The organism is Streptomyces sp. NPDC001450 (assembly GCF_053597295.1).
Map to the genome: position 1 here is coordinate 17,192 of NZ_JBSFHY010000020.1, position 21,975 is coordinate 39,166.

The 21,975-nt window shown below is 71.6% G+C and carries 16 protein-coding genes and 1 pseudogene; 7 read left to right on the forward strand and 10 right to left on the reverse strand.

Annotated elements, in window-relative coordinates:
- Positions 1–20: 20 nt before the first annotated feature.
- The gene (locus ACWC5O_RS22620) at positions 21–836 is read right to left on the reverse strand and encodes a hypothetical protein (protein WP_450587900.1); all 816 of its coding nucleotides are present in this window, start codon (positions 834–836) and stop codon (positions 21–23) included.
- Between the two features lie 140 nt (positions 837–976).
- Here ACWC5O_RS22620 and ACWC5O_RS22625 point away from each other — a divergent pair, with 140 nt between their 5' ends.
- Positions 977–1,435 (forward strand): SRPBCC family protein, encoded by a 459-nt coding sequence (locus ACWC5O_RS22625; RefSeq protein ID WP_450587898.1) that lies wholly within the window; start codon positions 977–979, stop codon positions 1,433–1,435.
- Between the two features lie 62 nt (positions 1,436–1,497).
- Here the strand turns inward: ACWC5O_RS22625 and ACWC5O_RS22630 are convergent, their stop codons facing one another.
- Positions 1,498–2,139, reverse strand: a complete 642-nt coding sequence (locus ACWC5O_RS22630) for a hypothetical protein (RefSeq protein ID WP_450587896.1) — start codon at positions 2,137–2,139, stop codon at positions 1,498–1,500.
- 165 nt (positions 2,140–2,304) lie between these two features.
- Here ACWC5O_RS22630 and ACWC5O_RS22635 point away from each other — a divergent pair, with 165 nt between their 5' ends.
- The gene (locus tag ACWC5O_RS22635) at positions 2,305–5,079 is read left to right on the forward strand and encodes a P-loop NTPase (protein WP_450587894.1); all 2,775 of its coding nucleotides are present in this window, start codon (positions 2,305–2,307) and stop codon (positions 5,077–5,079) included.
- 38 nt (positions 5,080–5,117) lie between these two features.
- Here the strand turns inward: ACWC5O_RS22635 and ACWC5O_RS22640 are convergent, their stop codons facing one another.
- The 5 genes from ACWC5O_RS22640 to ACWC5O_RS22660 form a co-directional block, all read right to left on the reverse strand.
- A complete protein-coding gene (locus tag ACWC5O_RS22640) occupies positions 5,118–6,269 on the reverse strand; it encodes an XdhC family protein (protein WP_450587892.1) in 1,152 nt (383 codons plus the stop codon).
- A gap of 49 nt (positions 6,270–6,318) precedes the next feature.
- On the reverse strand, positions 6,319–7,779 hold the full coding sequence (locus ACWC5O_RS22645; RefSeq protein ID WP_450587891.1) for an NCS2 family permease: 1,461 nt from the start codon (positions 7,777–7,779) through the stop codon (positions 6,319–6,321).
- Between the two features lie 160 nt (positions 7,780–7,939).
- Positions 7,940–10,321 (reverse strand): xanthine dehydrogenase family protein molybdopterin-binding subunit, encoded by a 2,382-nt coding sequence (locus tag ACWC5O_RS22650; RefSeq protein WP_450587889.1) that lies wholly within the window; start codon positions 10,319–10,321, stop codon positions 7,940–7,942.
- A 1-nt stretch (position 10,322) separates the two neighbouring features.
- The gene (locus ACWC5O_RS22655; protein ID WP_450587887.1) at positions 10,323–10,904 is read right to left on the reverse strand and encodes a (2Fe-2S)-binding protein; all 582 of its coding nucleotides are present in this window, start codon (positions 10,902–10,904) and stop codon (positions 10,323–10,325) included.
- A complete protein-coding gene (locus ACWC5O_RS22660; protein ID WP_450587885.1) occupies positions 10,904–11,797 on the reverse strand; it encodes an FAD binding domain-containing protein in 894 nt (297 codons plus the stop codon). Before ACWC5O_RS22660 ends, ACWC5O_RS22655 begins: the two co-directional genes overlap by 1 nt.
- Before the next feature lie 342 nt (positions 11,798–12,139).
- Between ACWC5O_RS22660 and ACWC5O_RS22665 the strand changes: the two genes are divergently transcribed.
- Positions 12,140–13,813, forward strand: a complete 1,674-nt coding sequence (locus ACWC5O_RS22665) for a PucR family transcriptional regulator (protein WP_450587883.1) — start codon at positions 12,140–12,142, stop codon at positions 13,811–13,813.
- A gap of 166 nt (positions 13,814–13,979) precedes the next feature.
- Positions 13,980–14,747, forward strand: a complete 768-nt coding sequence (locus ACWC5O_RS22670) for a hypothetical protein (RefSeq protein WP_450587882.1) — start codon at positions 13,980–13,982, stop codon at positions 14,745–14,747.
- 98 nt (positions 14,748–14,845) lie between these two features.
- Here the strand turns inward: ACWC5O_RS22670 and ACWC5O_RS22675 are convergent, their stop codons facing one another.
- Positions 14,846–15,607: a GntR family transcriptional regulator gene (locus tag ACWC5O_RS22675; RefSeq protein ID WP_450587880.1), complete on the reverse strand. Its 762-nt coding sequence runs from the start codon at positions 15,605–15,607 to the stop codon at positions 14,846–14,848.
- 159 nt (positions 15,608–15,766) lie between these two features.
- On the opposite strand from ACWC5O_RS22675, the pseudogene ACWC5O_RS22680 reads away from it, so the two are divergent.
- Together ACWC5O_RS22680 and ACWC5O_RS22685 are read left to right on the forward strand one after the other, a co-directional pair.
- Positions 15,767–15,877 (forward strand): annotated as a pseudogene (locus tag ACWC5O_RS22680) (iron-sulfur protein); the annotation flags it as partial.
- A gap of 340 nt (positions 15,878–16,217) precedes the next feature.
- A complete protein-coding gene (locus ACWC5O_RS22685; RefSeq protein WP_450587878.1) occupies positions 16,218–17,261 on the forward strand; it encodes a DUF2637 domain-containing protein in 1,044 nt (347 codons plus the stop codon).
- Between the two features lie 83 nt (positions 17,262–17,344).
- Here ACWC5O_RS22685 and ACWC5O_RS22690 read toward each other — a convergent pair whose 3' ends face one another.
- The gene (locus tag ACWC5O_RS22690; protein ID WP_450587876.1) at positions 17,345–17,794 is read right to left on the reverse strand and encodes an ATP-binding protein; all 450 of its coding nucleotides are present in this window, start codon (positions 17,792–17,794) and stop codon (positions 17,345–17,347) included.
- A gap of 741 nt (positions 17,795–18,535) precedes the next feature.
- Here ACWC5O_RS22690 and ACWC5O_RS22695 point away from each other — a divergent pair.
- Positions 18,536–19,162, forward strand: a complete 627-nt coding sequence (locus ACWC5O_RS22695) for a DUF4352 domain-containing protein (protein ID WP_450587874.1) — start codon at positions 18,536–18,538, stop codon at positions 19,160–19,162.
- A gap of 698 nt (positions 19,163–19,860) precedes the next feature.
- Here ACWC5O_RS22695 and ACWC5O_RS22700 read toward each other — a convergent pair.
- Complete coding sequence (locus tag ACWC5O_RS22700; RefSeq protein WP_450587872.1) at positions 19,861–20,883, reverse strand: protein phosphatase 2C domain-containing protein; 1,023 nt, start codon at positions 20,881–20,883, stop codon at positions 19,861–19,863.
- Positions 20,884–21,975: the final 1,092 nt, after the last annotated feature.

The following is a 21,975-nucleotide window of genomic DNA, read 5'->3' on the forward strand; positions in this document are numbered from 1 at the left end:
CGGGTCGATTACCTGCCACGTCAAGCGCTCGGAGCCGGGCCGGTTCCGGGCCGGCGCAACGCCTTCGTGAGCAGCGTGCCGGCCACGATGAGGGCCGCGCCCAGCCACCACATGTTGTCGAAGATCAGGACGGCGATCCCGATCGGGACCAGCAGGCCGGCCAGCGGCAGCAGCAGATCGGCCACCGGGGGCGGGTCCGGGCCGGGCCGGCCGCTGTCGCGCCGGGCGCGGGCCCGGACCACCTCGGGGTACCACTCGGTGAAGCGGAGAGCCGCGACGATGGCCAGGATCTGGATGATCCAGCCGGTCCAGAGGTTGTCCGGGTTGTGCAGGACGAGGTCTCCGTAGCCGCCCGCGAGCGCCGCCACCAGGAAGGCGAGCCCCCACACCCCGGTGATGGCGTAGTTGGTGCGCAGGAACGCGGGCGTGTCCCACAGGGCCGGGTCGACCTGTTCGCGGGCGTACTGCAGGGTGAACGGCACCCGGACGGCCATCGAGCCGAAGGCGATCAGCACCAGCGCGATGTTGGACACCTCCCCGGCGTACGTCTCCAGCCAGCGCAGCGTGCCTTCGCTCGCCAGGACGCCGACGACGGCCATGCCGGCGAAGAAGACCACGTCGCAGAGTTCGAGGAGCTTCCAGGAGCCGCCCCGGTGTGCCAGCCTGCCGAGGAGGACCAGGGCGACCGCGCAGGCCAGCGCGAGCGCGACCGAGATCTCGAACCGGCCCGGTCCGACCAGCAGGGAGAAGATGATCCACGGAGCCATGCCGACGACGGGGCTCTCCAGGAACCCTCTCCAGCCGGAGGCCGCCGCGGTGCCACCCGCGGTGCTCACCCTTCCAGGGTGGACACCTTGCGCCCCATCGGCCACTCGTGGGCACACACGTTCGCCGGCGGCCGCCCCGCCGCTGCGCCAGGCAGGTGACCCGGGGCCGAACTCGCAGGTGGCCGACGGCGATTCCCTACGATCGTGCCGTGCCCTTCTTCTCCTTCGAACGCACCGTGCCGCTCTCCCTCGACGAGGCGTGGCGCCGGCTCACGCAGTGGCCCCGCCACGCCGACGTGGTCCCGCTGACCCGGATCACCGTGGTCACGGCCGAGCCGACCCGCGAGGGCACCCGCTTCGTGGCCCGATCGGGCCTCGGCCCGCTCGCCTTCGACGACCCGATGGAGGTCACGCTCTGGCATCCTCCGGCCGACGGCGAGCCCGGCCTGTGCCGTCTGGAGAAGCAGGGCCGGATCATCCTGGGCTGGGCCGAGATCGAGGTCCGGCCGGGGCCCGGCGGCCGTACCCGCGTGGTGTGGCGGGAGGAGCTGCGGATCCGCTTCCTGCCGCGCCTCTTCGACGGCGTGGTGGAGCGAACGTCCCGCACGGTGTTCGGACGGGCGGCGAACCGGCTGCTCAGGCGGGGAGGCGCGGCACCGGGGCACTGAACCGGCGGGCCGGCTCCGAAATCCCGGCACGACGGGCCCCGGCCGCCGCTCCGTCCGGGCGGTCAGTGGGTCGCGGTGCCGGGCTCGTCGAGTTTGTCCCTGCGTTCGCGGTCACCGTCGCTGCTGGTGCTCAGGATCGTGTCGCAGACCTCGCGCAGCTTGTCCGTCGCCTGCTTGGAGAACAGGCCGCACAGACCGGCGATGCCCGCGAAGCCGTACGGATTCGTCGCCCCGGCGCCCGAGCCACCTGCGAACAGGCCGCCGCGTAGCAGGAAGTACACCAGCAGCGCGAGCGCGACCCCGATGCCGGCGCGCAGCAGGTACCACCACAGCCAACTCGCGTACAGGCGCCGGTTTCCCACATAGGTCGCGAAGGACGTGGCCGCGTGGACGAAGCTGCCCAGCGCACTCGCGCAGATCACCGCGAGCAGCATCGCGGTGTCGGCGGTCAGTGCCCATTCCCCCAGGCCGAACGGCGACCACCCCGCTGTGGCGCCGCTCTCGGCATCCGCCCGCACGGTGTCGAGCAGCGCGGGCCACAGACTCAGCAGCACCCCGCAGAGCACGACGACGTCTGCCAGCAGGAAGACTCCGAGTACGGCTGTGGCCCAGGGCGACAGCCGGCGCAGGGGCGGGCTGCCGGTGGGGCCGTCGTCCGCCTCGTCCGGTCCGGCACCGCCTCGCCCGTCGTGCGCCCCGCCCACACGTCCCCCTGTCCACATGTCCGGCGGCGCCGTGGAGGCGGCCGCGACCGGCTGTCCACCTTGCAGCTCAAGGCCCTGCCGTCGCAAGTCCGTTGACCGCCCGGGCGGCTCCGCACGGCTAGAATCGGGATGCTCTGGCAATGCGGACGACGGGGAGTCGGCTCGGTGGACAACGGGGTGGAGAACGTCAAAGAGGACCGTCTGATCTCCCGTCTGACGCACACGCTGACGGAGGGCAGCAGGAAGGTCGCCTTCATCACGGGCTCGGGCGTCAGTGTCGGAGCGGTCCCGGGCGTCGACGGGATCGTGGCCCACATGCACGCCGTGCCCTCCTCCTTCAACGACCAGCTCCAGTTCAAGAGGGCGCTCAAGGGGCTGTCCGGTGGCGAGAAGTACCAGCAGGCGGCCGACGTCCTGAAGGAACTCCGGGGACAGGACGGCCTCAATCTGGCGATCCGGCGTGCCGTCCTGGACGCGTGCACGGGACTCGGGGCACCGGAGCGGTCCGTGCTGGCCCGGCGCGGAGACCCGGAAGAGCTGAAGCAGACCGAACACGACACCGGCCTGTGGACGCTCACGCCGGCCGTGGAGAGCCTGGGGGCGTTGCTGCGGGCGCTGCCCGCACACCGGCGGGGGCCGGTGATCACCACCAACTTCGACCCGCTGCTGGAGATCGCCGTACGGAAGGCCGGCGGCCGGCCCAACCCGCAGGCCCTGGACTTCGACGGCAAGCTGGAGCAGCGTGAGGACGACGACGCCGTCAACATCGTCCATGTGCACGGCTACTGGCGCATCGGTGACACGCTCCACACGATCAGCCAGCTGACCCGGGACCGGACCGAACTGCTCGGGAGCCTGCGCAGCACCCTGACCGATCACACCGTCGTGGTGGTCGGCTACAGCGGTTGGGAGGACGCATTCTCCCGCTCCCTGCAGGAACGGGTGCGGGAGAAGAACCTCTACGGCCTCGACCTGATCTGGTGTTCCTACGACGAACTGGCCGTGGCCGTCGAGGCGTCACCGCTGCTGAGCGAATTCCAGCAGGCACCGCGCTGGACGTTCTACGACAGGATCAACGCCCACCGGCTGTTCCCCCGGCTGTACGAGTCGTACATGCGCACCGTCCAGTGCCCGCCCGGCTGGACGCGGCTCGACCGTGCCCTGCTCGACGCCCTGACGGAGGAGGAGATGCCGGCCGCTGACGTCAAGCGGTTCTTCGACGGTGCGGAACCCCGCTGGGAGACCGCGCTCGATCCGCGCGTACCCCGGCTGTCCCTGGTCGACAGGCTCACCGGCGACCTGGCCGGCTGTCTCTCGGGAACACTGGACAAGCGCATCGTCGCGGCCGTGGGGCCCATGGGCGAGGGCAAGTCGATCGCGCTGCGGCAGGCGGCGGTGGACCTCGTCCGCGGGCGCGGAGACGTGACGGTCCTGTGGCGGGAACACGGGACCAGGATCGACCCCAAGGTCATCCTGTCCATGCCAGAACAGCCGGGACAGCACATCGTGCTCGTCACCGACCAGGGCGCGCAGCACATCGACGAACTGCGGCAGATCATGGCGGCCGGTCGCGGTGACATCCACGTGCTGCTTGCCGGGCAGCAGCGCGAGTGGCGCTCGGCGGGCGGCTACCAGAAGCTCGCGTCGTTCACCAAGGTCGTCGGCAATCTCGGTCTTCAGGACGAGGACGGCACGCTTCTGGTGCAGGCCTGGGAGAGGCTCGACGCGCTGGAGGAGCTGGCCAGGACCCCCCGGAAGGATCGCGCGGGCCGACTGGTGGAGATGTCCCGGGCCACCTACGGGAAACGGGACAGCTCCCTCGTGGGCGCCATGCTCGAACTGCGCTACGGGACGCTCCTGCGCGACCACGTGGGCAAGCTGCTGGACCGACTGGCCGGCCATCCGGCGGTGGAGGGCACCTCACTGGTGCACTGCTTCCTGATGATCGCTCTGCTCCACGTCGCCCACGACCCGGCGCGGCGACAGGCCAGCCCGCTGTCGCCACGGATCCTCGCAAGGGTCGTCGGGCTGGAGGACGACTATCTGGTGGAGGACGCCATCACCGTCCCGCTGGGCAGGGAAGCCGCGGCGACCGGTCACGACAGCGGCCTGTGGATCCGTCACCAGACCATCGCCGAGGCCGCCCTCGCCATCAGCAACGAGCGCAGCGCGGACGAACTCGCCGACCTCGCCCGGCGACTGGTCACGGCCGCGATCCAGCTCTCCCGGGAAACCGGCACCTTCGGCAACGACCTCCACGCAGCGGCCTACTTGTCCAGGGGCCTGTCCCAGCGCAACAGGCGCCTGAAGCTGGACAAGGAGGCCCTGGTCGCCGCCAGGACCGCGGCCTCGGCCGCCCCTCACCGGCTCAGTTTCCGTACCGCCCTGATGACGACCCTGCGGGTGACCGGCCACATCGACGAGGCGTTGAAGGTTGCCGCGGAGACGTGCCGGGAGCTGGGGTCGATGACCGACCCCGAGTCGAGGATCACGTTCATCCAGGAGTGGGGCACGGCGGCCGGGAAGGCCGGGGAGTACGGCATGAACACCCTGCTCCACGGAGTCGCGCTACGAGGGGCCCGCGACAATCAGGCCGTCGTCGGAAGCCTCCTCAGCATGGGAGTGCCGCTCACGGAACTGCACCGCGGATCGGACGACCCTGTCGTCCTCGACGCGTTGCGGGCGGTGGTGGGACTGGCCGCCCACAAGATCGCCTCCAGCAGCTTCCCGGTCCGGCGCGACGCTCATGACTATCAGGGCTACGTGGACAATCACATGGAGTACATCAAGGGCGCGGGCGCCGAGCCGCTCGCGGGAGCCGAGGCCTGGGTCGCGGTGCAGACCGCCGTCGACCGGCTGCTGCCCGGGGCACCCGCGGCCCTCGCCCCCCTGCTCAGCAAAGGCACTCTGTCGGTGCTTCCCTCACCCGATCTCCGCTGACCCGGCGCCTGTCACCCGCGTGAGCCGCTGCCGACGGCTCAGGCCACCGACCCGATCCGCCCCGCCGGCAGCGACGCCGTGTCGTGGTGGATCGGGGTGTGCGCGCCGGTCAGCGAGATCCCGCTGCCTCCGCGCCGGTCGGCGACGATCTCCGCGGCGATGGAGAGTGCCGTCTCCTCGGGCGTACGGGCGCCGAGGTCGAGGCCGATCGGGGAGCGCAGGCGGGCCAGTTCGAGTTCGGTGACGCCGGCCTCGCGCAGGCGCTCGTTGCGGTCGAGGTGGGTGCGGCGGGAGCCCATCGCGCCGACGTAGGCGACCGGCAGGCGCAGGGCCCGTTCGAGCAGCGGTACGTCGAACTTGGCGTCGTGGGTGAGGACGCACAGGACGGTACGGCCGTCGACCTCGGTGCGCTCCAGGTACGTGTGGGGCCACTCGACGACGATCTCGTCGGCCTCCGGGAAGCGGGTGCGGGTGGCGAACACCGGGCGGGCGTCGCACACCGTGACGTGGTAGTTCAGGAACTTGCCGACGCGGACCAGAGCGGAGGCGAAGTCGATGGCGCCGAAGACGATCATGCGGGGTGCGGGGACCGACGACTCGACCAGGAGCGTGAGCGGGGCGCCGCAGCGGGAGCCCCGTTCGCCGATCTCCAGGGTGCCGGTGCGGCCCGCGTCCAGGAAGGCACCGGCCTCGGCGGCGACCGTGCGGTCCAGTTCGGGGTGGGCTCCGAAGCCGCCGTCGTAGGAGCCGTCGGGACGCACGAGGAGAGCCCGGCCCAGCAGTTCGGCCGGCCCCTGGACGACACGCGCGACCGCCGCCGCCTCCCCGAGGGCGGCGGCGGCCAGCGCGGCCGCGAGCACCGGCCGGGCGGGACCGTCCGCCCGGACCGGTGTGACGAGGATGTCGATGATGCCGCCACAGGTCAGGCCGACGGCGAAGGCGTCCTCGTCGCTGTACCCGAAGCGCTCCAGCACGGTCTCCCCGTCCTCGAGCGCCTGTCGGCACAGGTCGTACACGGCGCCCTCCACGCACCCGCCGGAGACCGAACCGATGGCCGTGCCGTCGGCGTCCACCGCGAGGGCGGCGCCGGGCTGGCGAGGGGCGCTGCCGCCGACGGCCACCACGGTGGCGACGGCGAAGTCACGGCCCTGCTCGACCCACCGGTTCAGCTCCTCGGCGATGTCCAGCATCTCTCGGTCTCCTTAACGGGGTTGCGTGGAAAGGGCGTTGACGGGCCGGCTAGTGCACGCCGAGCCAGCCCTCGATGGGGTGCAGTGCGAAGTACACCAGGAAGACGACCGTCAGACCCCACATGAAGGCACCGATCTCGCGGGCCTTGCCCTGGGCGGTCTTGATGGCCACGTAGGAGATGACGCCCGCGGCGACACCGGTGGTGATGGTGTACGTGAACGGCATCAGCACGACGGTCAGGAAGACCGGGATCGCGGTGGCGCGGTCGGCCCAGTCCACGTGCCGGGCGTTCATCAGCATCATGGCGCCGATGACGACCAGGGCGGCGGAGGCGACCTCCTGCGGGACGATCGCGGTGACCGGGGTGAAGAAGAGACAGGCCGCGAAGAACAGGCCCGTGACGACGGAGGCCAGACCCGTACGGGCGCCCTCGCCGACGCCGGTCGCCGATTCGATGAAGACCGTCTGGCCGGAGCCGCCCGCCACACCGCCGATCGCACCGCCGGCGCCGTCGATGAACAGCGCCTTGGACAGGCCCGGCATACGGCCCTTGTCGTCGGCCAGCTCGGCCTCGGTACCGACGCCGATGATGGTGGCCATCGCGTCGAAGAACCCGGCGAGCACGAGCGTGAAGACGATCATGCCGACGGTCATCGCGCCGACCTTGCCCCAGCCGCCGAACTCGACGTGTCCGAAGAGCGAGAAGTCGGGCATCGAGACCGCGCTGCCGTGCAGTTCGGGGGCGGCGCCGTTCGCCCACTGCTTGGGGCCGATGACGCCGGCGGCGTTGAGGACCGCGGCGACGATCGTGCCGGAGATGATGCCGATGAGGATGGCGCCAGGGATGTTCCGGGCCTGCAGCATGAAGATCAGCAGCAGGGTGCCGGCGAAGAGCAGCACGGGCCAGCCGGCGAGTTCACCCGCGGGGCCGAGGGTGACCGGGGTGTGCGCGCCCTGGTGCACGAAGCCGGCCTTGTAGAAGCCGATGAGGGCGATGAACAGGCCGATACCCATCGTGATGCCGTGCTTGAGGGCGAGCGGGATCGCGTTCATGATCAGCTCGCGCAGGCCGGTGACGACCAGCAGCATGATGACGACGCCGTACATCACGCACATGCCCATGGCCTGCGGCCAGGTCATCTCGGGGGCGACCTGCGAGGACAGGACGCCGGAGACGGAGAGGCCGGCGGCGAGGGCGAGCGGCACCTTGCCGACGAATCCCATCAGCAGCGTGGTGAGGGCCGCCGCGAACGCGGTCGCGGTGATCAGCGCCTTCTGGCCGAGCGTGTCCCCAGCCGCGTCCTTGCCGGACAGGATGAGGGGGTTGAGCAGGAGGATGTAGGCCATCGCCATGAAGGTGGTGACGCCGCCGCGGACCTCTCGCGAGACCGTGGACCCTCTCTTGGATATGTGGAAGTACCGGTCGAGCCAGGAACGCCCGGCCGGGACGCGGCTGCCATCGCCCGCGTCGTCGGCTGCGGTCCTGGGCTCCACTGACTGCTGGGTCATGGTGCCATCTCCCAAGGTTCACAGGGGCACCCGTGCGTGCGCCTTCGGCAACTCACGGGATTTGGGGGAATGGACGACCCGGGGGACGGCCCGAGACGAACATGGGGGCCTGGGGGGACGAAGTCCCCCCAGATGAATCACCTGCTGAAACCCCGTAGGGTCATGTCCCCGTCAGGTGCTCGGGCCGCACCGGAGTGCGGTTGAGCTCCAGCCCGGTCGCGTTCCGGATCGCCGCGAGGACGGCCGGGGTGGACGACAGGGTCGGGGCTTCACCGATGCCGCGCAGCCCGTACGGGGCGTGGTCGTCGGCGAGTTCGAGGACGTCGACCGGGATGGTCGGCGTGTCGAGGATGGTCGGGATCAGATAGTCCGTGAAGGAGGGGTTCCTGACCTTCGCCGTCTTCGGGTCGACGATGATCTCCTCCATCACCGCCACGCCCAGGCCCTGGGTGGTGCCACCCTGGATCTGGCCGATGACGGAGAGCGGGTTGAGGGCCTTGCCGACGTCCTGGGCGCAGGCCAGTTCGATGACCTTGACCAGGCCGAGTTCGGTGTCGACCTCGACGACCGCGCGGTGCGCGGCGAAGGAGTACTGGACGTGTCCGTTGCCCTGGCCGGTGCGCAGGTCGAAGGCCTCGGTCGGCCGGTGCCGCCACTCCGCCTCGATCTCGACGGTCTCGTCCTCCAGGACATCGACCAGGTCGCCGAGGACCTCGCCGCCGTCGGTGACGACCTTGCCGCCCTCCAGCAGGAGTTCGGCGGTGGCCCAGGCGGGGTGGTAGGTGCCGAATTTGCGGCGGCCGATCTCCAGGACCTTCTCGCGGACCAGCTCGCAGGCGTTCTTCACGGCGCCGCCGGTGACGTACGTCTGCCGGGAGGCCGAGGTCGAACCGGCGCTGCCCACCTGGGTGTCGGCCGGGTGGATGGTCACCTGGGCGACGCCCAGCTCGGTGCGGGCGATCTGCGCGTGGACGGTGACTCCGCCCTGGCCGACCTCCGCCATCGCGGTGTGCACGGTCGCGACCGGCTCGCCGCCGATGACCTCCATGCGCACCTTGGCGGTGGAGTAGTCGTCGAAGCCCTCGGAGAAGCCGACGTTCTTGATGCCGACCGCGTAGCCGACCCCGCGTACGACGCCCTCGCCGTGCGTGGTGTTGGACAGACCGCCGGGCAGCTGCCGTACGTCGGCGCCCTCGCTGGACTCCCACTGGCGCTCGGGCGGCATGGGCATCGCCTTGACGCGGCGCAGCAGTTCGGCGACCGGGGCCGGGGAGTCGACCGGCTGCCCGGTCGGCATGATGGTCCCCTGCTCCATGGCGTTCAGCTGCCGGAACTCCACCGGGTCCATGCCGAGCTTCTTCGCCAGCTTGTCCATCTGCGCCTCGTAGGCGAAGCACGCCTGGACCGCGCCGAAGCCGCGCATGGCGCCGCAGGGCGGGTTGTTGGTGTAGAGGGCGATGGCCTCGATGTCGACGTCGTCGATGACGTACGGGCCGACGGAGAGGGAGGAGGCGTTGCCGACGACCGCCGGGGAGGCGGAGGCGTAGGCGCCGCCGTCCAGGACGATCCTGCACTTCATGTGCGTGAGCTTGCCGTCCTTGGTGGCGCCGTGCTCGTAGTAGAGCTTCGCCGGGTGCCGGTGGACGTGTCCGAAGAAGGACTCGAACCGGTTGTAGACGATCTTGACGGGCTTGCCGGTGCGCAGCGCCAGAAGGCAGGCGTGGATCTGCATCGACAGGTCCTCGCGGCCGCCGAACGCGCCGCCGACGCCGGCCAGCGTCATGCGCACCTTGTCCTCGGGCAGGCCGAGGACGGGCGCGATCTGGCGCAGGTCGGAGTGGAGCCACTGGGTGGCGATGTAGAGGTGGACGCCGCCGTCCTCCTCGGGCACGGCGAGGCCGGACTCGGGGCCGAGGAAGGCCTGGTCCTGCATGCCGAAGGTGTACTCGCCCTCGACGATCACGTCGGCCCGCTCGCGGGCCTCCTCCACGTTGCCGCGGATGATCGGCTGGCGGTGCACGATGTTCGGGTGCGGGACATGGCCGATGTGGTGGTCGTCGCGGTTCTCGTGGATGAGGATCGCGTCCGGGGCGGTCGCGGTGGCCTCGTCGGTGATGACCGGGAGTTCCCGGTACTCGACCTTGATCTTGGCGGCGGCGCGGCGGGCCGTCTCCGGGTGGTCGGCGGCGACGATCGCGACCGGCTCGCCGTGGTGGCGTACCTTGCCGTGGGCGAGGACCGGGGTGTCCTGGATCTCCAGGCCGTAGTTCTTCACCTCGGTGGGCAGGTCGTCGTAGGTCAGGACCGCGTAGACGCCCGGCGTGGCGAGGGCCTCACCGGTGTCGATCGACACGATCTCGGCGTGGGCGACGGTGGAGCGCAGGATCTGGCCCCACAGCATGTCCTCGTGCCACATGTCGGACGAGTACGCGAACTCGCCGGTGACCTTGAGGGTGCCGTCCGGGCGGAGCGTGGACTCGCCGATGCCGCCCTTGGTCCGGGTGCCCTGCGTGATCTTCGTAGGAGCGCCGTTGGTCGGCATGTCAGACCCCCTCGGACTGGCGGGCAGCCGCCAGACGGACCGCGTCCATGATCTTCTCGTAGCCCGTGCAGCGGCACAGGTTGCCCGACAGCGCCTCGCGGATGTCCGCGTCGGACGGGTTCGGGTTGTTCTCCAGCATCTCGTCGGCGGCGACCAGCAGACCCGGGGTGCAGAAGCCGCACTGGACGGCGCCGGCGTCGATGAACGCCTGCTGGATGGGGCTCAGTTCGGTGCCCTCGCCGGTCTGCGAGTCGGTGCCCTTGGCCTGCCACTGCTGGGCGTCCTGGAGGTTCGTGCCGCAGGCGCCGGTCGCGCAGCCGCCCTCGGCGCGCTGCTTGGCGTAGTCCGCGAGGCCCTCGACGGTCACGACCTCGCGGCCCTCGACCTGGCCGGCCGCGACCAGGCAGGAACAGACCGGCACGCCGTCCAGGCGCACGGTGCAGGAGCCGCACTCGCCCTGCTCGCAGGCGTTCTTGGAGCCGGGCAGGCCCAGGCGCTCACGCAGGACGTACAGCAGGGACTCGCCCTCCCAGACGTCGTCGGCTTCCTGCGGACGTCCGTTGACGGTGAAGTTGACGCGCATTACGCAGCTCCCTCCGAGGCGCGGCGGGCGCCGCGGTACGACTCCCAGGTCCAGGTGAGCGTCCGGCGGGCCATGACGCCGACCGCGTGGCGGCGGTAGCTCGCGGTGCCCCGGACGTCGTCGATCGGGTTGCAGGCGGCCGAGCACAGGTCCGCGAACTGCTTGGCGACCGACGGGGTGATGATCTTTCCGTTGTCCCAGAAGCCGCCCTCTTCGAGAGCCGCGTTCAGGAAGTCCTCGGCGGCCCTGGCCCGCACGGGGGTCGGGGCGGCGGAGCCGATGCCGGTCCGGACCGTGCGGGTCTCGGGGTGCAGGGCGAGACCGAAGGCGCACACCGCGATGACCATGGCGTTGCGGGTGCCGACCTTGGAGTACTGCTGCGGGCCGTCCGCCTTCTTGATGTGGACGGCGCGGATCAGCTCGTCGGGCTGGAGCGCGTTGCGCTTGACGCCGGTGTAGAACTCGTCGATCGGAATCAGGCGGGTGCCGCGGGCCGCCGACTCCACCTCGACCTCGGCACCGGCCGCGAGGAGGGCGGGGTGCGCGTCACCGGCGGGCGAGGCCGTGCCGAGGTTGCCGCCGACGCCGCCGCGGTTGCGGATCTGCGGGGAGGCGACCGTGTGCGAGGCGAGCGCCAGGCCGGGCAGCTCGGCACGGAGATTCTGCATGATCCTGGTGTACGGGACGGAGGCCCCCAGCCGCACGGTGTCCTCGCCGGCCTCCCACTCGGTGAGGTCGCCGATGCGGTTCAGGTCGAGCAGGTACTCGGGCCGGCGGTGGTCGAAGTTGATCTCGACCATCACATCGGTGCCACCCGCAATCGGCACAGCGGTGGGGTGCTCGGCCTTCGCGGCGAGCGCCTCCTCCCAGCTGGCGGGGCGAAGGAAGTCCATGACCGGCTCTCTTCTTCGTCTCGTGGGTCGTACAGATTGAGCCAATCCGTGTGCGGCGGGCCCGGCTCGTTCATGTCCTGTTAACGCGGAGTGGACTCAGTACACCGCCCCGTACTCCGACCCGGTCAGTCACCGAAACCATGAAGGAGTTGGCTGGCCATGGCGGGCATCTTGTAGATTCGTATGAACGGCGGCCATCGGTAACCTCTCCGTTTTCCTCGGGAAACGCAGGACACAGCCCGACGACCCCGGAGAACGGCCTGCGCGCCCCGCGTCGGGTCCCTCCCCGTCACCCATCCAAGATTCATCGTAGGTTTCGAGACAAAGAACGGCGGCGACGAGATGCGGCTGCGCGCACTTCTGGACACCGATGCGCTGGGCCTGCGGCTGCTCGGTGGCGAGGACGAGCTGGACCGCTCGGTACGCGGGGTCATGACCACCGACCTGCGCGACCCGAGCCGCTACCTCTCCGGCGGCGAGCTGGTGCTGACGGGACTGGCCTGGCGTCGGGACGCCGACGACTCCGAACCCTTCGTACGCATCCTGGTACAGGCAGGGGTGGCGGCCCTCGCGGCCGGGGAGGCCGAGCTGGGCGATGTGCCGGACGACCTGGTGCTGGCCTGCGCCCGGCACCGGCTGCCGCTGTTCGCGGTGCACGAGTCGGTGGCGTTCGCGACCATCACCGAGCACGTCGTACGGCAGGTCTCCGGCGAGCGGGCCGGGGATCTGGCGGCCGTGGTCGACCGGCACCGCCGGATGATGACCTCGGGCCCGGCGGGCGGCGGCCCGGACGTGGTCCTCGACCTGCTCGGCTCCGACCTGGACCTGCGCGCCTGGGTGCTCTCCCCCGCCGGCCGGCTGATCGCGGGCTCGAAGGTCTCGGGCCCGGAGCTGCCGCCGGAGACCTGCGCCAAGCTCGCCGCCGAGCACCTGGCCGCCGCCCGCACCGGCCGCCGCGGACCGCACCGGCTGCTGCTGGGCGGCGTCCGCTACTCCCTGTTCCCGATCCGCTCCTCCGGGCGTTCCCCGCAGGCCGCCCGCGACGTGCGCGAGACGGTCCTGTCGGACTGGCTGCTGGCCGTCGAGGCGGACGCCGGGGACTGGCCGGAAGAGCGCCTCGACCTGCTCCAGGGAGTCACCCAGCTGATCGCCGTCGAACGGGACCGCAGGGACGCGGCACGCACGGTACGGCGCCGGCTCGCCCAGGAGGTGCTGGAGCTGGTGCAGACGGGCGCCCCACCGGCCGAGATCGCCGCGCGCCTGCGGGTCGCGGCACCCGTGCTGCTGCCCGGGCTCGGGGCGGCCCCGCACTGGCAGGTCGTGGTGGCCCGCGTGGAGTGGGAGGGCGACGGGGTCGAGGGCGGCCCGGTCGCCCAGTCGCTGCTGGAGGAGGTCCTGGTCGACCCCATGGCCGCGGGCCCGGAGCCCTCGGACCGCATCGCCGTCGCACACACCGGCGACGAGGCGATCGCCCTGGTCCCCCTCCCGGCGGTCTCCACCGAGCACGACGGCTCGGAGACCGGTCTGCTCGCCGACGCGCTGCTGCAGACGGTGCGGGAGCCGCTGTCGGCGGGCCTGAACGACGACGGGCGGCTCACACTCGGCGTCAGCGCCGCCGTGCACTCGGCGGAGGGGCTGCGCGGCGCCCTGGAGGAGGCCCGTCACGCCCGCCGGGTGGCCGCGGCCCGCCCCGGCCGGGTCTGCGCGGCCGGCCACCAGGAACTGGCCTCCCACGTCCTCCTCCTGCCCTTCGTCCCGGACGACGTCCGCCGCGCCTTCACGGCGCGCCTGCTGGACCCCCTGAAGGACTACGACCGCCGCCACCGCGCCGAACTGATCCCGACCCTGGAGGCGTTCCTGGAGTGCGACGGCTCCTGGACCCGCTGCGCCACCCGGCTCCACCTGCACGTCAACACGCTGCGCTACCGGGTGGGCCGCATCGAGCAGTTGACGGGACGGGACCTCTCGCGCCTCGAGGACAAGCTGGACTTCTTCCTGGCGCTGCGCATGAGCTGAGGTCACACGGGCGCGGGGCGGCCAAACCAACTCACGCCAATGCCCCGCCACTTTGTGAAAACTTTCACCCACCCTCTTGGCCCGGCCCCGCCATTGGTGCTGGAATGCCGCCACCACTCAACAGCTCGATGGCGTGCTCGGGGAGGGCAACGTGGCGCATTCCGCCATGTCTGGTAACGGAACGACCGCCGGTGACGATCCGCTCCAGACCGCGGTATGGCGGTTGCGCTCGCGCGCCTGCTGGGCCGATGCGGCGGCGCTGCTCCCGGCGGACACCCCGGCCACGACCCTCCAGCGGGCCGCGCTGCTGGTCGAACGGTGCCTGTACACCGAGCGGGGCTGGGAGGAGGCGGAGGACGCCCTCCGCACGGCCGAGGCACAGGCGCACACCGACGAGGAGCGGGGGGCGGCCGCCTGCGAACGCGGCCAGCTCGCCTACGCGGCCACGCTGCACGGGGTACGGGACCGGGCGGACGAGGCACGGGCCGCGCTGGGACGGGCGGCCGCGCTGATCCCTCCGGGGGCCGCGGGCCGGGCCCTGCTGGACTTCCGCCGGGGCCTGCTGGCCGAGAACCTCGCCCGCTCCCCGCAGGCGGCCCGCGCCGCGTACCGCCGGGCCCACGCGGGCGCGACGGCACACGCCGACCCGCTGCTCCTGTCCTTCACCTGGCGCCACCTGGCCGGACTCGCACTGCGGGAGGGAGAGTTGGCGGAGGCCCGGCACGGCTTCGCCGAATCACTGCGCATCCGTGAGGAGTTGGGCTACCTGGTGGGTACGGCACCTGCGCTGGCGTCGCTGGCGGACGCGGAGTCCGAACCGGAGGCGTCACGGCTACGGGAGGAGGCCCGGCGACTGTTCCGGCTGCTCGGGGGTGTACCCACATGGCTGGCCCGCCAGCTGACTCCGCCGACGCCGGGTGCTGCCACGGCTTAGCGCCGACGGGTGCGGGTCGTCTGCCGGGTGCGGGCCGGTGGGGGCTGATCGCGCAGTTCCCCGCGCCCGGCAAAGGCCCCCCGACGGCGAGACCCCGCTCAGCTCGCGCCCGCGAAGTGCTCCCCCACCAGCGTCCGTACGACATCGAGGTCCCGCGCGATCAACGCGTCCAGCAGAGCAGCGTGTTGCGCCGCGTCCGCCACCAGGTCCGCCCTGCCGTGGTGCACCTGGGACCGCCGGTGCAGGTCCTCCGCGACCTGGACCAGCTGCTCGTTGCCCGCCAGGGACAGCACCGCCCGGTGAAAGGCCCGGTCGGACTCCGCGTACGTCGCCACGCAGCCGGAGGACGCCGCGCGTACCGTCTCCTCCGCGAGGGGGCGGAGTTCGGCCCACCGCTCGGCGGGGACGGCGCGGGCCAGCCGCAGCATCACCGGTACCTCGATCAACGCCCGCACCTCGGCCAGCTCGGCCAGCTCCCGCGCACCCCGTTCGACGACCCGGAAGCCGCGGTTGGGCACGACCTCGACGGCACCCTCCAGCGCGAGCTGCTGCATGGCCTCCCGCACGGGTGTCGCCGACACCCCGAAGTGTTCGCCGAGGACCGGCGCCGAGTAGACCTCGCCGGGCTTCAGCTCGCCCGCCACCAGCGCCGTACGCAGCGCGTCCAGGATCTGCCCGCGCACCGAGGAGCGCTGCACGACGGCCCTCGGCTGCGGGATCGGCCGCTCGCAGTGCGTGTGCTCGCCCCGCGCGCCCGGCAGGGCGGCGTCCCGTTCCCGGGCCACGTCCACGTCCACGTCCACGTCCACCGCACGCTGCTGCGCAGGCACCCGGGGGGAGCCCTGCACGCCCTGCTTCACGGGGTCCTCCTCCGGCTGGTCGGCACCTGGGTCATTTAACGGCGGGTTGTTACTTGTCCGTCAAGCACCTTAGGCGCACAAGGCGACAGTTCAAACTTCCCGAAGGGCGGGTAAGGTTAGCCTTACCTTTCCAGCCGGATCCGCCCCGGAGGACCGAGTCCGCCCTGTCCGCTGATCACCGTCCCCTGGTTCCTGCACCGGCGGGTACCCCGGCTGCCCGTGACGCAGATCTCGTACGACCGCACCGCCGGCCGGACGGCCGTACGCCGACCGCATCCCCGAACTCACGACAGCAGCAGCCGCCTGAGGGTTCCTCAGGTCCGGAGCAGCCCCCCGGGTCCACTAGGATCACCGCAGTCGGACCACCCACCTCCGGACAGGTAATTCACAACTCCCTCACTCGTCTCGGGAACTTTCCGAGGAACCATCCGTACGGGTAGTCTTATTCGAACTCAACTCCCGCCCCTCAAGCGGCAGTTCGAGCAGAACGCTGCCCTGGGCATCCCCTTGCACTTCCTTGGCGGCCTCTTGCCCCGAAACCCCCTGAGGGCCGTCGGGAGTGGGCCACTATGGCGGGCGTTACGCCCTATCCCAATGCAAGGGACCCCTGATGAGACTGACCGACATATCGCTGAACTGGTTGCTTCCGGGCGCCGTACTGCTCCTGGGCATGCTGGCGGCGGTGGCGGTGCTCGCGCGCGGCAAGCGCTCCTCCGGGGAGAACGCGAGCGCGGACGACTCGTGGGAGCGCAGCGAGGAGCGCCGCAGGCGCAAGGAGGCCATCTACGGCACGGCCTCCTACGTGCTTCTTTTCTGCTGTGCGGCGGTCGCGGCCGCACTTTCCTTCCACGGCCTGGTCGGCTTCGGCGAGCAGAACCTCGGGCTGACCGGCGGCTGGCAGTACCTGGTGCCGTTCGGCCTGGACGGCGCGGCGATGTTCTGCTCCGTCCTCGCGGTGCGCGAGGCCAGCCACGGTGACGCGGCGCTCGGCTCCCGGATACTCGTATGGATGTTCGCCGCGGCGGCGGCCTGGTTCAACTGGGTGCACGCGCCCCGGGGTGTGGGGCACGACGGCGCGCCGCAGTTCTTCTCCGGCATGTCGCTGTCCGCGGCCGTCCTGTTCGACCGCGCGCTGAAGCAGACCCGCCGGGCCGCGCTGCGCGAGCAGGGCCTGGTGCCGCGTCCGCTGCCGCAGATCCGCATCGTGCGCTGGCTGCGGGCCCCCCGCGAGACCTACAAGGCCTGGTCGCTGATGCTGCTCGAAGGCGTGCGCAGTCTTGACGAGGCCGTCGAGGAGGTCCGCGAGGACACCCGGCAGAAGGAGCAGGCACGGCAGCGCCGGCGCGACCAGCAGCGGGTGGAGCGCGCCCAGCTCAAGGCGATCAGCCGGGGCCACCGCGGCTTCGTCGGCCGCACCGCCGGCCGGCAGGTCGAGATCCAGGCGCTGGAGCGCGAGCCCGCGTCGGCGACCGCGGAGCCTGCCATATCGACGCCGGAGCAGCTGCCCGTGCCCTCTCGGCCGTCCCTTCAGCCGGTTCGCAAGGCCACTGAGTCACTCACGGTGGACCTCACGGCGGAGGACGACACCATGGCCCTGCCGCGCCTGGACTCGCTCGAGCGCAAGCTGAAGGACCTCGAACAGCAGTTCGGCTAGAAGGCCAGGACTTCGGCTCATCACGGGACGGGGGCGTGACCGCGCGGGTCACGCCCCCGTCCCGTTCCCGTCTCCGGTCCCTCTCACGCGGCCTCGGCGCCGAGTTCGAACCACACCGACTTGCCCACCCCGTGCGGCCGTACGCCCCAGGCGTCCGCGAGGGACTGCACCAGCACCAGCCCCCGGCCGTGGGTGTCGTTCCGGGTGTCCGGCGTGCGCAGGTGCGGCCTGCGGGCCACGAAGTCCCGTACCTCCACGCGCAGTCCACGCGGTGAGACGACGGCGGTCAGGACGGCGTCGTCTTCGGTGTGCACGAGCGCGTTGGTGACGAGTTCACTGGTCAGCAGTTCCGCTATCTCCGAGCGGCCCGGCCTGCCCCAGTGCCGCAGCAGTTCGCGCAGCTCCCGTCGGGCCTCGGGCACCGCCCTGAGGTCCGCCCGCCCCAGTCTGCGCCTGAGCTGGGGCCGGTGCGCCCGTTCCGTGATGGTGTCGGTCTCTTCCCCCGCCTTCGCCGAGGAGGCCCCGATGGCCACGGGGCCGCCTCCTCGTGCCTGCCTCTTCATGACCCCCGCCTGCACGTTGCCGGACCTGCCCCTCCTGATCGAACACGCACACGGGAATCCATGCCCAACGGCCCTGCGGGCACGCATGGTGGTGCACCGACGGCCGTCTGTTCGGCCACCCCCGTACGGCCGCCCTGCCGGCCCTCCGGCACCCCCGCACCCGCGCCGGACCCGCCAAGCCCGCCGTACGACGTCACGGGCGCCCCATCACGGCAGGGCTCGGCCGTCCGCCAGCGGAGGTCGACGGGCCGTCACACGGCACGAAACTGGCCGGAAACCATCGCTCCGGTCGGCCCCTTCAGGGCCTGGGGACGTTCCGCAGATGGGAGCGGGCCATCTGGGGCATGCGGCCGACCCCGCCGTCGAGCACGGTCTTCGAGGTGGAGAGGGTCGAATCCGGTGACCATCTCGGCGCTGATCCTCGGGAGACGGACTCGGTGTGCGCGGACACAGCTTGGGATTGCAGGCAGCCGCCTGCGTCGTCGGGGTGCTGACCAGTGATGGGTGGGCCTCGTACCGTCGCTCATGGCCCACTCACGGACGCGGTCCCTGCGGATGATGCGCCGGCGTATGCGGGGCCAGTCCTTCGGTAGGCGCGCTCTACGCGTGCTGCCTTGCCACGTCATTGCGCCTTCGTCTCCTGCGCCCGTGTCTTACGCTGTCGTCTCTTTGTGGCCGGGGAGGGCCACTGTTCATGGGGGGGGTTGCGCTATGCGCACGCACATCCGCCGTGCCCTGGTGCCGGCCGCACTGCTATCCGCCGTCCTGCTGACGGGGTGTTCGTCAGGGGGAGACGACAAGGCCGATCATTCGAAGACTGCCGTCGTCGACGACACGCAGGAGAGGTCCACCGTCAAGCCTTCGCCGTCGCCTTCGCCGTCCTCGTCCACCCACGTGCCGGTGCTGAGCGTCGGCCAGACGGGCAGCTATGACGTCGGTGAGACCGACGACGTGGGCGAGAACTACAAGGTGACGACGAAGATGTCCGTGACCGTCGTCAGCGCGAAGTACGTGACGCCGGCGGAGGTCGGCACGACCAACAAGCCGAAGGGGCAGTACGTCGAGCTGACGCTCACGATGAAGAACACGGGCACGGCGCCGACGCGAGTGATGACCTACGGCAACATGCAGTGGGAGGACTCGTCGACGGCCGCGCAGGACGCGACCACGTTCGAAGGCGTCGGCGATGGGCCGACCCTCGACACGGTGTACAAGCCGGGCCAGGGAGTCACAGCGAAGCTCGTCCTCGACGTCGCCCGGAAGGGCGGGTTCGTGAGCTACACCTACACCGAGAACCCGGACGGGGAGGCCCCGTTCATGGTGAAGCTGCCGAAGTAGGCCGCAACGTCGTACAGCCCCGTCGCGGAACTCTCCTCCGCTGCGGGGCTGTGTCGCACCGTGGGTAGTGGACTATCAGGGCGCAGAATCGATATACGCAGGGCTCCGCATCACCAGCCCCTCAGGCGGGGAGGTACACAGATGCCACAGACAGCGCGTATCAGGCCCTACTTCGAACTTCGCATCGGCGGCTTCCGCGTCACTTCCAATCGGATCCCCGTGCGGTGCGTAGCGTTCCTGTCCAGCGCAGTGACCGGCGTCGCTGCGTTCCTATGGAGACGCTGATCGGTCGGGACGGGAGGATTCGATCCTCCGACTCCCCGCTCTCAAAGCGCGTGCTCTGACCGCTGAACTACGGCCCGAAGTAGCGGAGTTCAGGCATACTGGGCCCCAAGCCATCTCCGCGGGTTCGCGGGTCCCGCCAGCAATGCCGGTGGGACCTACGAGAGGAGGTGGGACGTGGAGACAGTAGCCTTCGCGTTGGTAGTCGTACTGGCAATCATCCTGTCGGTACGGCAGTAACCCGCTGGTGTGGGCGGCCCAACCCGAGAGCGAGGGCCGCCCGCACTCCGTACGCCGGCGCGGACGAGGATGTCGACGAACTGCTCGGCGACGTTCTGCTTGGCCATGGCTCTCGTCAGCCCCTTCGATGTCCCGGGATCCGCCCCTCCCGTTCCATCGATCCACAGGGGCCGCGGTCACGCCTCCCAAACGGCCGCCGCCGTGCGGTCGTCGGAGTAGCCCTTCACCCGCACCTGGGTGTCCGCCAGGAACGCGGCGAGGCCGGGCGGGGTGCGGCCGGACCAGCGGCGGGCCAGGTAGGCGCAGAGGGCGGGCTCGCCGCGCAGCGGGTCTGCGAGCCCGCCGGTGCCCATCACCAGCACGTCACCCGGGCGGGCCACCGAGGCGCGGAACCGGAAGGGTTCGCGCGGCGGCTCGGGCGCCGGCTCGTAGGGGCTCGGCGGGGTCGGGATGCCGAGGTCCATGGTGAGGCGGTCGCCCTCGGGGGTCTCGGCGGGCGGGGAGCCGAAGCCGAGGACGGGTTCGCCGGTGGTGTCGGCGGGTGACACCCGCGGCTCGATGTCCTGCCACTCGCCGTCCCGCAGCCGGAACAGGCCCCCTTCGCCGACACCGAAGAAGACCCGGGTACGGCAGTGGGGGTCGGCGGGCAGCAGCAGACAGCGCAGGCTCGCCGAGTACTCCTCGGGGTCCAGGTCCTGCTCGACGGCGCTGGCGCGCAGCTTGCCGAGGCTGCGGTCGGTCAGCCGGTGCAGCCCCGACTTCAGGTCGCCGCGGCGGGCGGCCCGGATGTCCTCGACCAGCCCCTGATGGCTGCGGCCCACGGCCCGACCGATCAGCCAGCACGCCTCGGCCGCCGCCAGGTGCGCACCCGGCGTGGCCCGCGCCCCGGTCGCCATCGCGACCAGCACCAGCGCCTGCTCCCCCACCCCGAACCGCGCGGTGAGCAACGCGTCCCGCCGCGGCTCCCCCCGGTACCGGGCCGAGTCCCCACGCAACGACACGGCCCGCAACGTGCAGGCCCCGTACCGGGCACCGTCCAGCACGGTGTCGGCGACCAGGTCACCGAGTTCGTCGGGATCTGCGGCGGGCAGCGCGGTGGGCTCGGGGTCGTAGGTGGGGGGTCCGGAGCCGACGTAGTCGAGGGAGGAGAGGGGTGGGGGTGGAGCGGCCATGGCGGGGACGTCGATCCGGGTGGCCACGGGAGGGGGGCTCGCGGAGGCGCCGGCCGGCGACCGGGAGCCCTCGGGCCGCTCGGACGCGTCGGGGGCGGCGGCACGCTCGGGCGGCAGGGCGGAGTGGGCGCCGGAGGCCGGTGCGGGTGCGGGTGCCGGCGTTTTCTCCGCTCGTCCGTCTGCTCGGCCCAACCCGGGTGACGCGGCCTCGGGCGCCTCAGGCCCGGCGCCCGGGGCCGATGTGCGGGCCGTCTCCGCTCGCCCGTCTGCTCTGCCCGGCGCGGGCGGCCAAGCCCCGGGTGCCTCGCGATCGGCGTTCTGGGCCGGCGTGCGCGCCGTCTCCGCCCGATCCCCGGTAGCGCCCGACACGGGGGGCCAGGCCCCGGCCACCTCGGACCCGACCTGCCGGGCCGATGGGGGCGCCGTCCCCTCCCGGCCCCCGGCGCCGCCCGCCACCGGCGGGAGGGTCACCGGTGCCGCGGGTTCGGGGGGCGGGGGTGGCGCGGAGGTCTGCCCAGGCGGAGTCGGTGAGGTGGGAGCGGGCGGTGGTGACGCGGCTCGTTGTGGTGGTACCGCGGGCTCCCGCGGCGGCTCCTGACTCGGTGTCCGAGGTGTCGTGCTCCCGGTGTGCCCCGTCGTCCCGCCCGGACGCCCCGCCACCGTGTCCTTCGCCGAGGCGAAGCGGTCGTCCAGGGAATCGGGTGCGGCCGTGGGGCCCGTGTCCTCGGTGGAGTCGTCGTACAGCTGCCCCCACCAGTCGTCCTCGTGACGGGCGGGCCTACCCCCCTGCTGGCTCATGCCCCTAATTGTCCACCGCGCGGGCCGGATGAAAACGGGGCATCAGGAAAATCCGGCGCACGTGGCCGTCTCGAACGACGTATCGAGGGACGAGGCGAACGGCCGTACGAGGAACGGCGGTTGATGGCCGCCGGGCGGCCCCACCCCCCACGGGAGGGCCACCCGGCGACATCGGAAGTGACCCGGCCCCGCATCCCCTCGTGCGCTGGCGCACGCGCGGGCCCGGGTCACCGTCCACCCGACCGGGTCGCGGAGGGCGCGCCGGTCGATTGGCCTGATTGTGGCTTGGTCTCCTGGGACGCAGCTGTGAACCGTGCGCAC

Bases quoted from the DNA above. Each gene is read 5' to 3' on its own strand.
- ACWC5O_RS22685 (WP_450587878.1), top strand. From the start codon at position 16,218: ATGAGACTGACCGACATATCGCTGAACTGGTTGCTTCCGGGCGCCGTA.
- ACWC5O_RS22665 (WP_450587883.1), top strand. From the start codon at position 12,140: ATGCGGCTGCGCGCACTTCTGGACACCGATGCGCTGGGCCTGCGGCTG.
- ACWC5O_RS22640 (WP_450587892.1), bottom strand. From the start codon at position 6,269: ATGCTGGACATCGCCGAGGAGCTGAACCGGTGGGTCGAGCAGGGCCGT.
- ACWC5O_RS22650 (WP_450587889.1), bottom strand. From the start codon at position 10,321: ATGCCGACCAACGGCGCTCCTACGAAGATCACGCAGGGCACCCGGACC.
- ACWC5O_RS22645 (WP_450587891.1), bottom strand. From the start codon at position 7,779: ATGACCCAGCAGTCAGTGGAGCCCAGGACCGCAGCCGACGACGCGGGC.
- ACWC5O_RS22670 (WP_450587882.1), top strand. From the start codon at position 13,980: ATGTCTGGTAACGGAACGACCGCCGGTGACGATCCGCTCCAGACCGCG.
- ACWC5O_RS22695 (WP_450587874.1), top strand. From the start codon at position 18,536: ATGCGCACGCACATCCGCCGTGCCCTGGTGCCGGCCGCACTGCTATCC.
- ACWC5O_RS22655 (WP_450587887.1), bottom strand. From the start codon at position 10,904: ATGCGCGTCAACTTCACCGTCAACGGACGTCCGCAGGAAGCCGACGAC.
- ACWC5O_RS22660 (WP_450587885.1), bottom strand. From the start codon at position 11,797: ATGGACTTCCTTCGCCCCGCCAGCTGGGAGGAGGCGCTCGCCGCGAAG.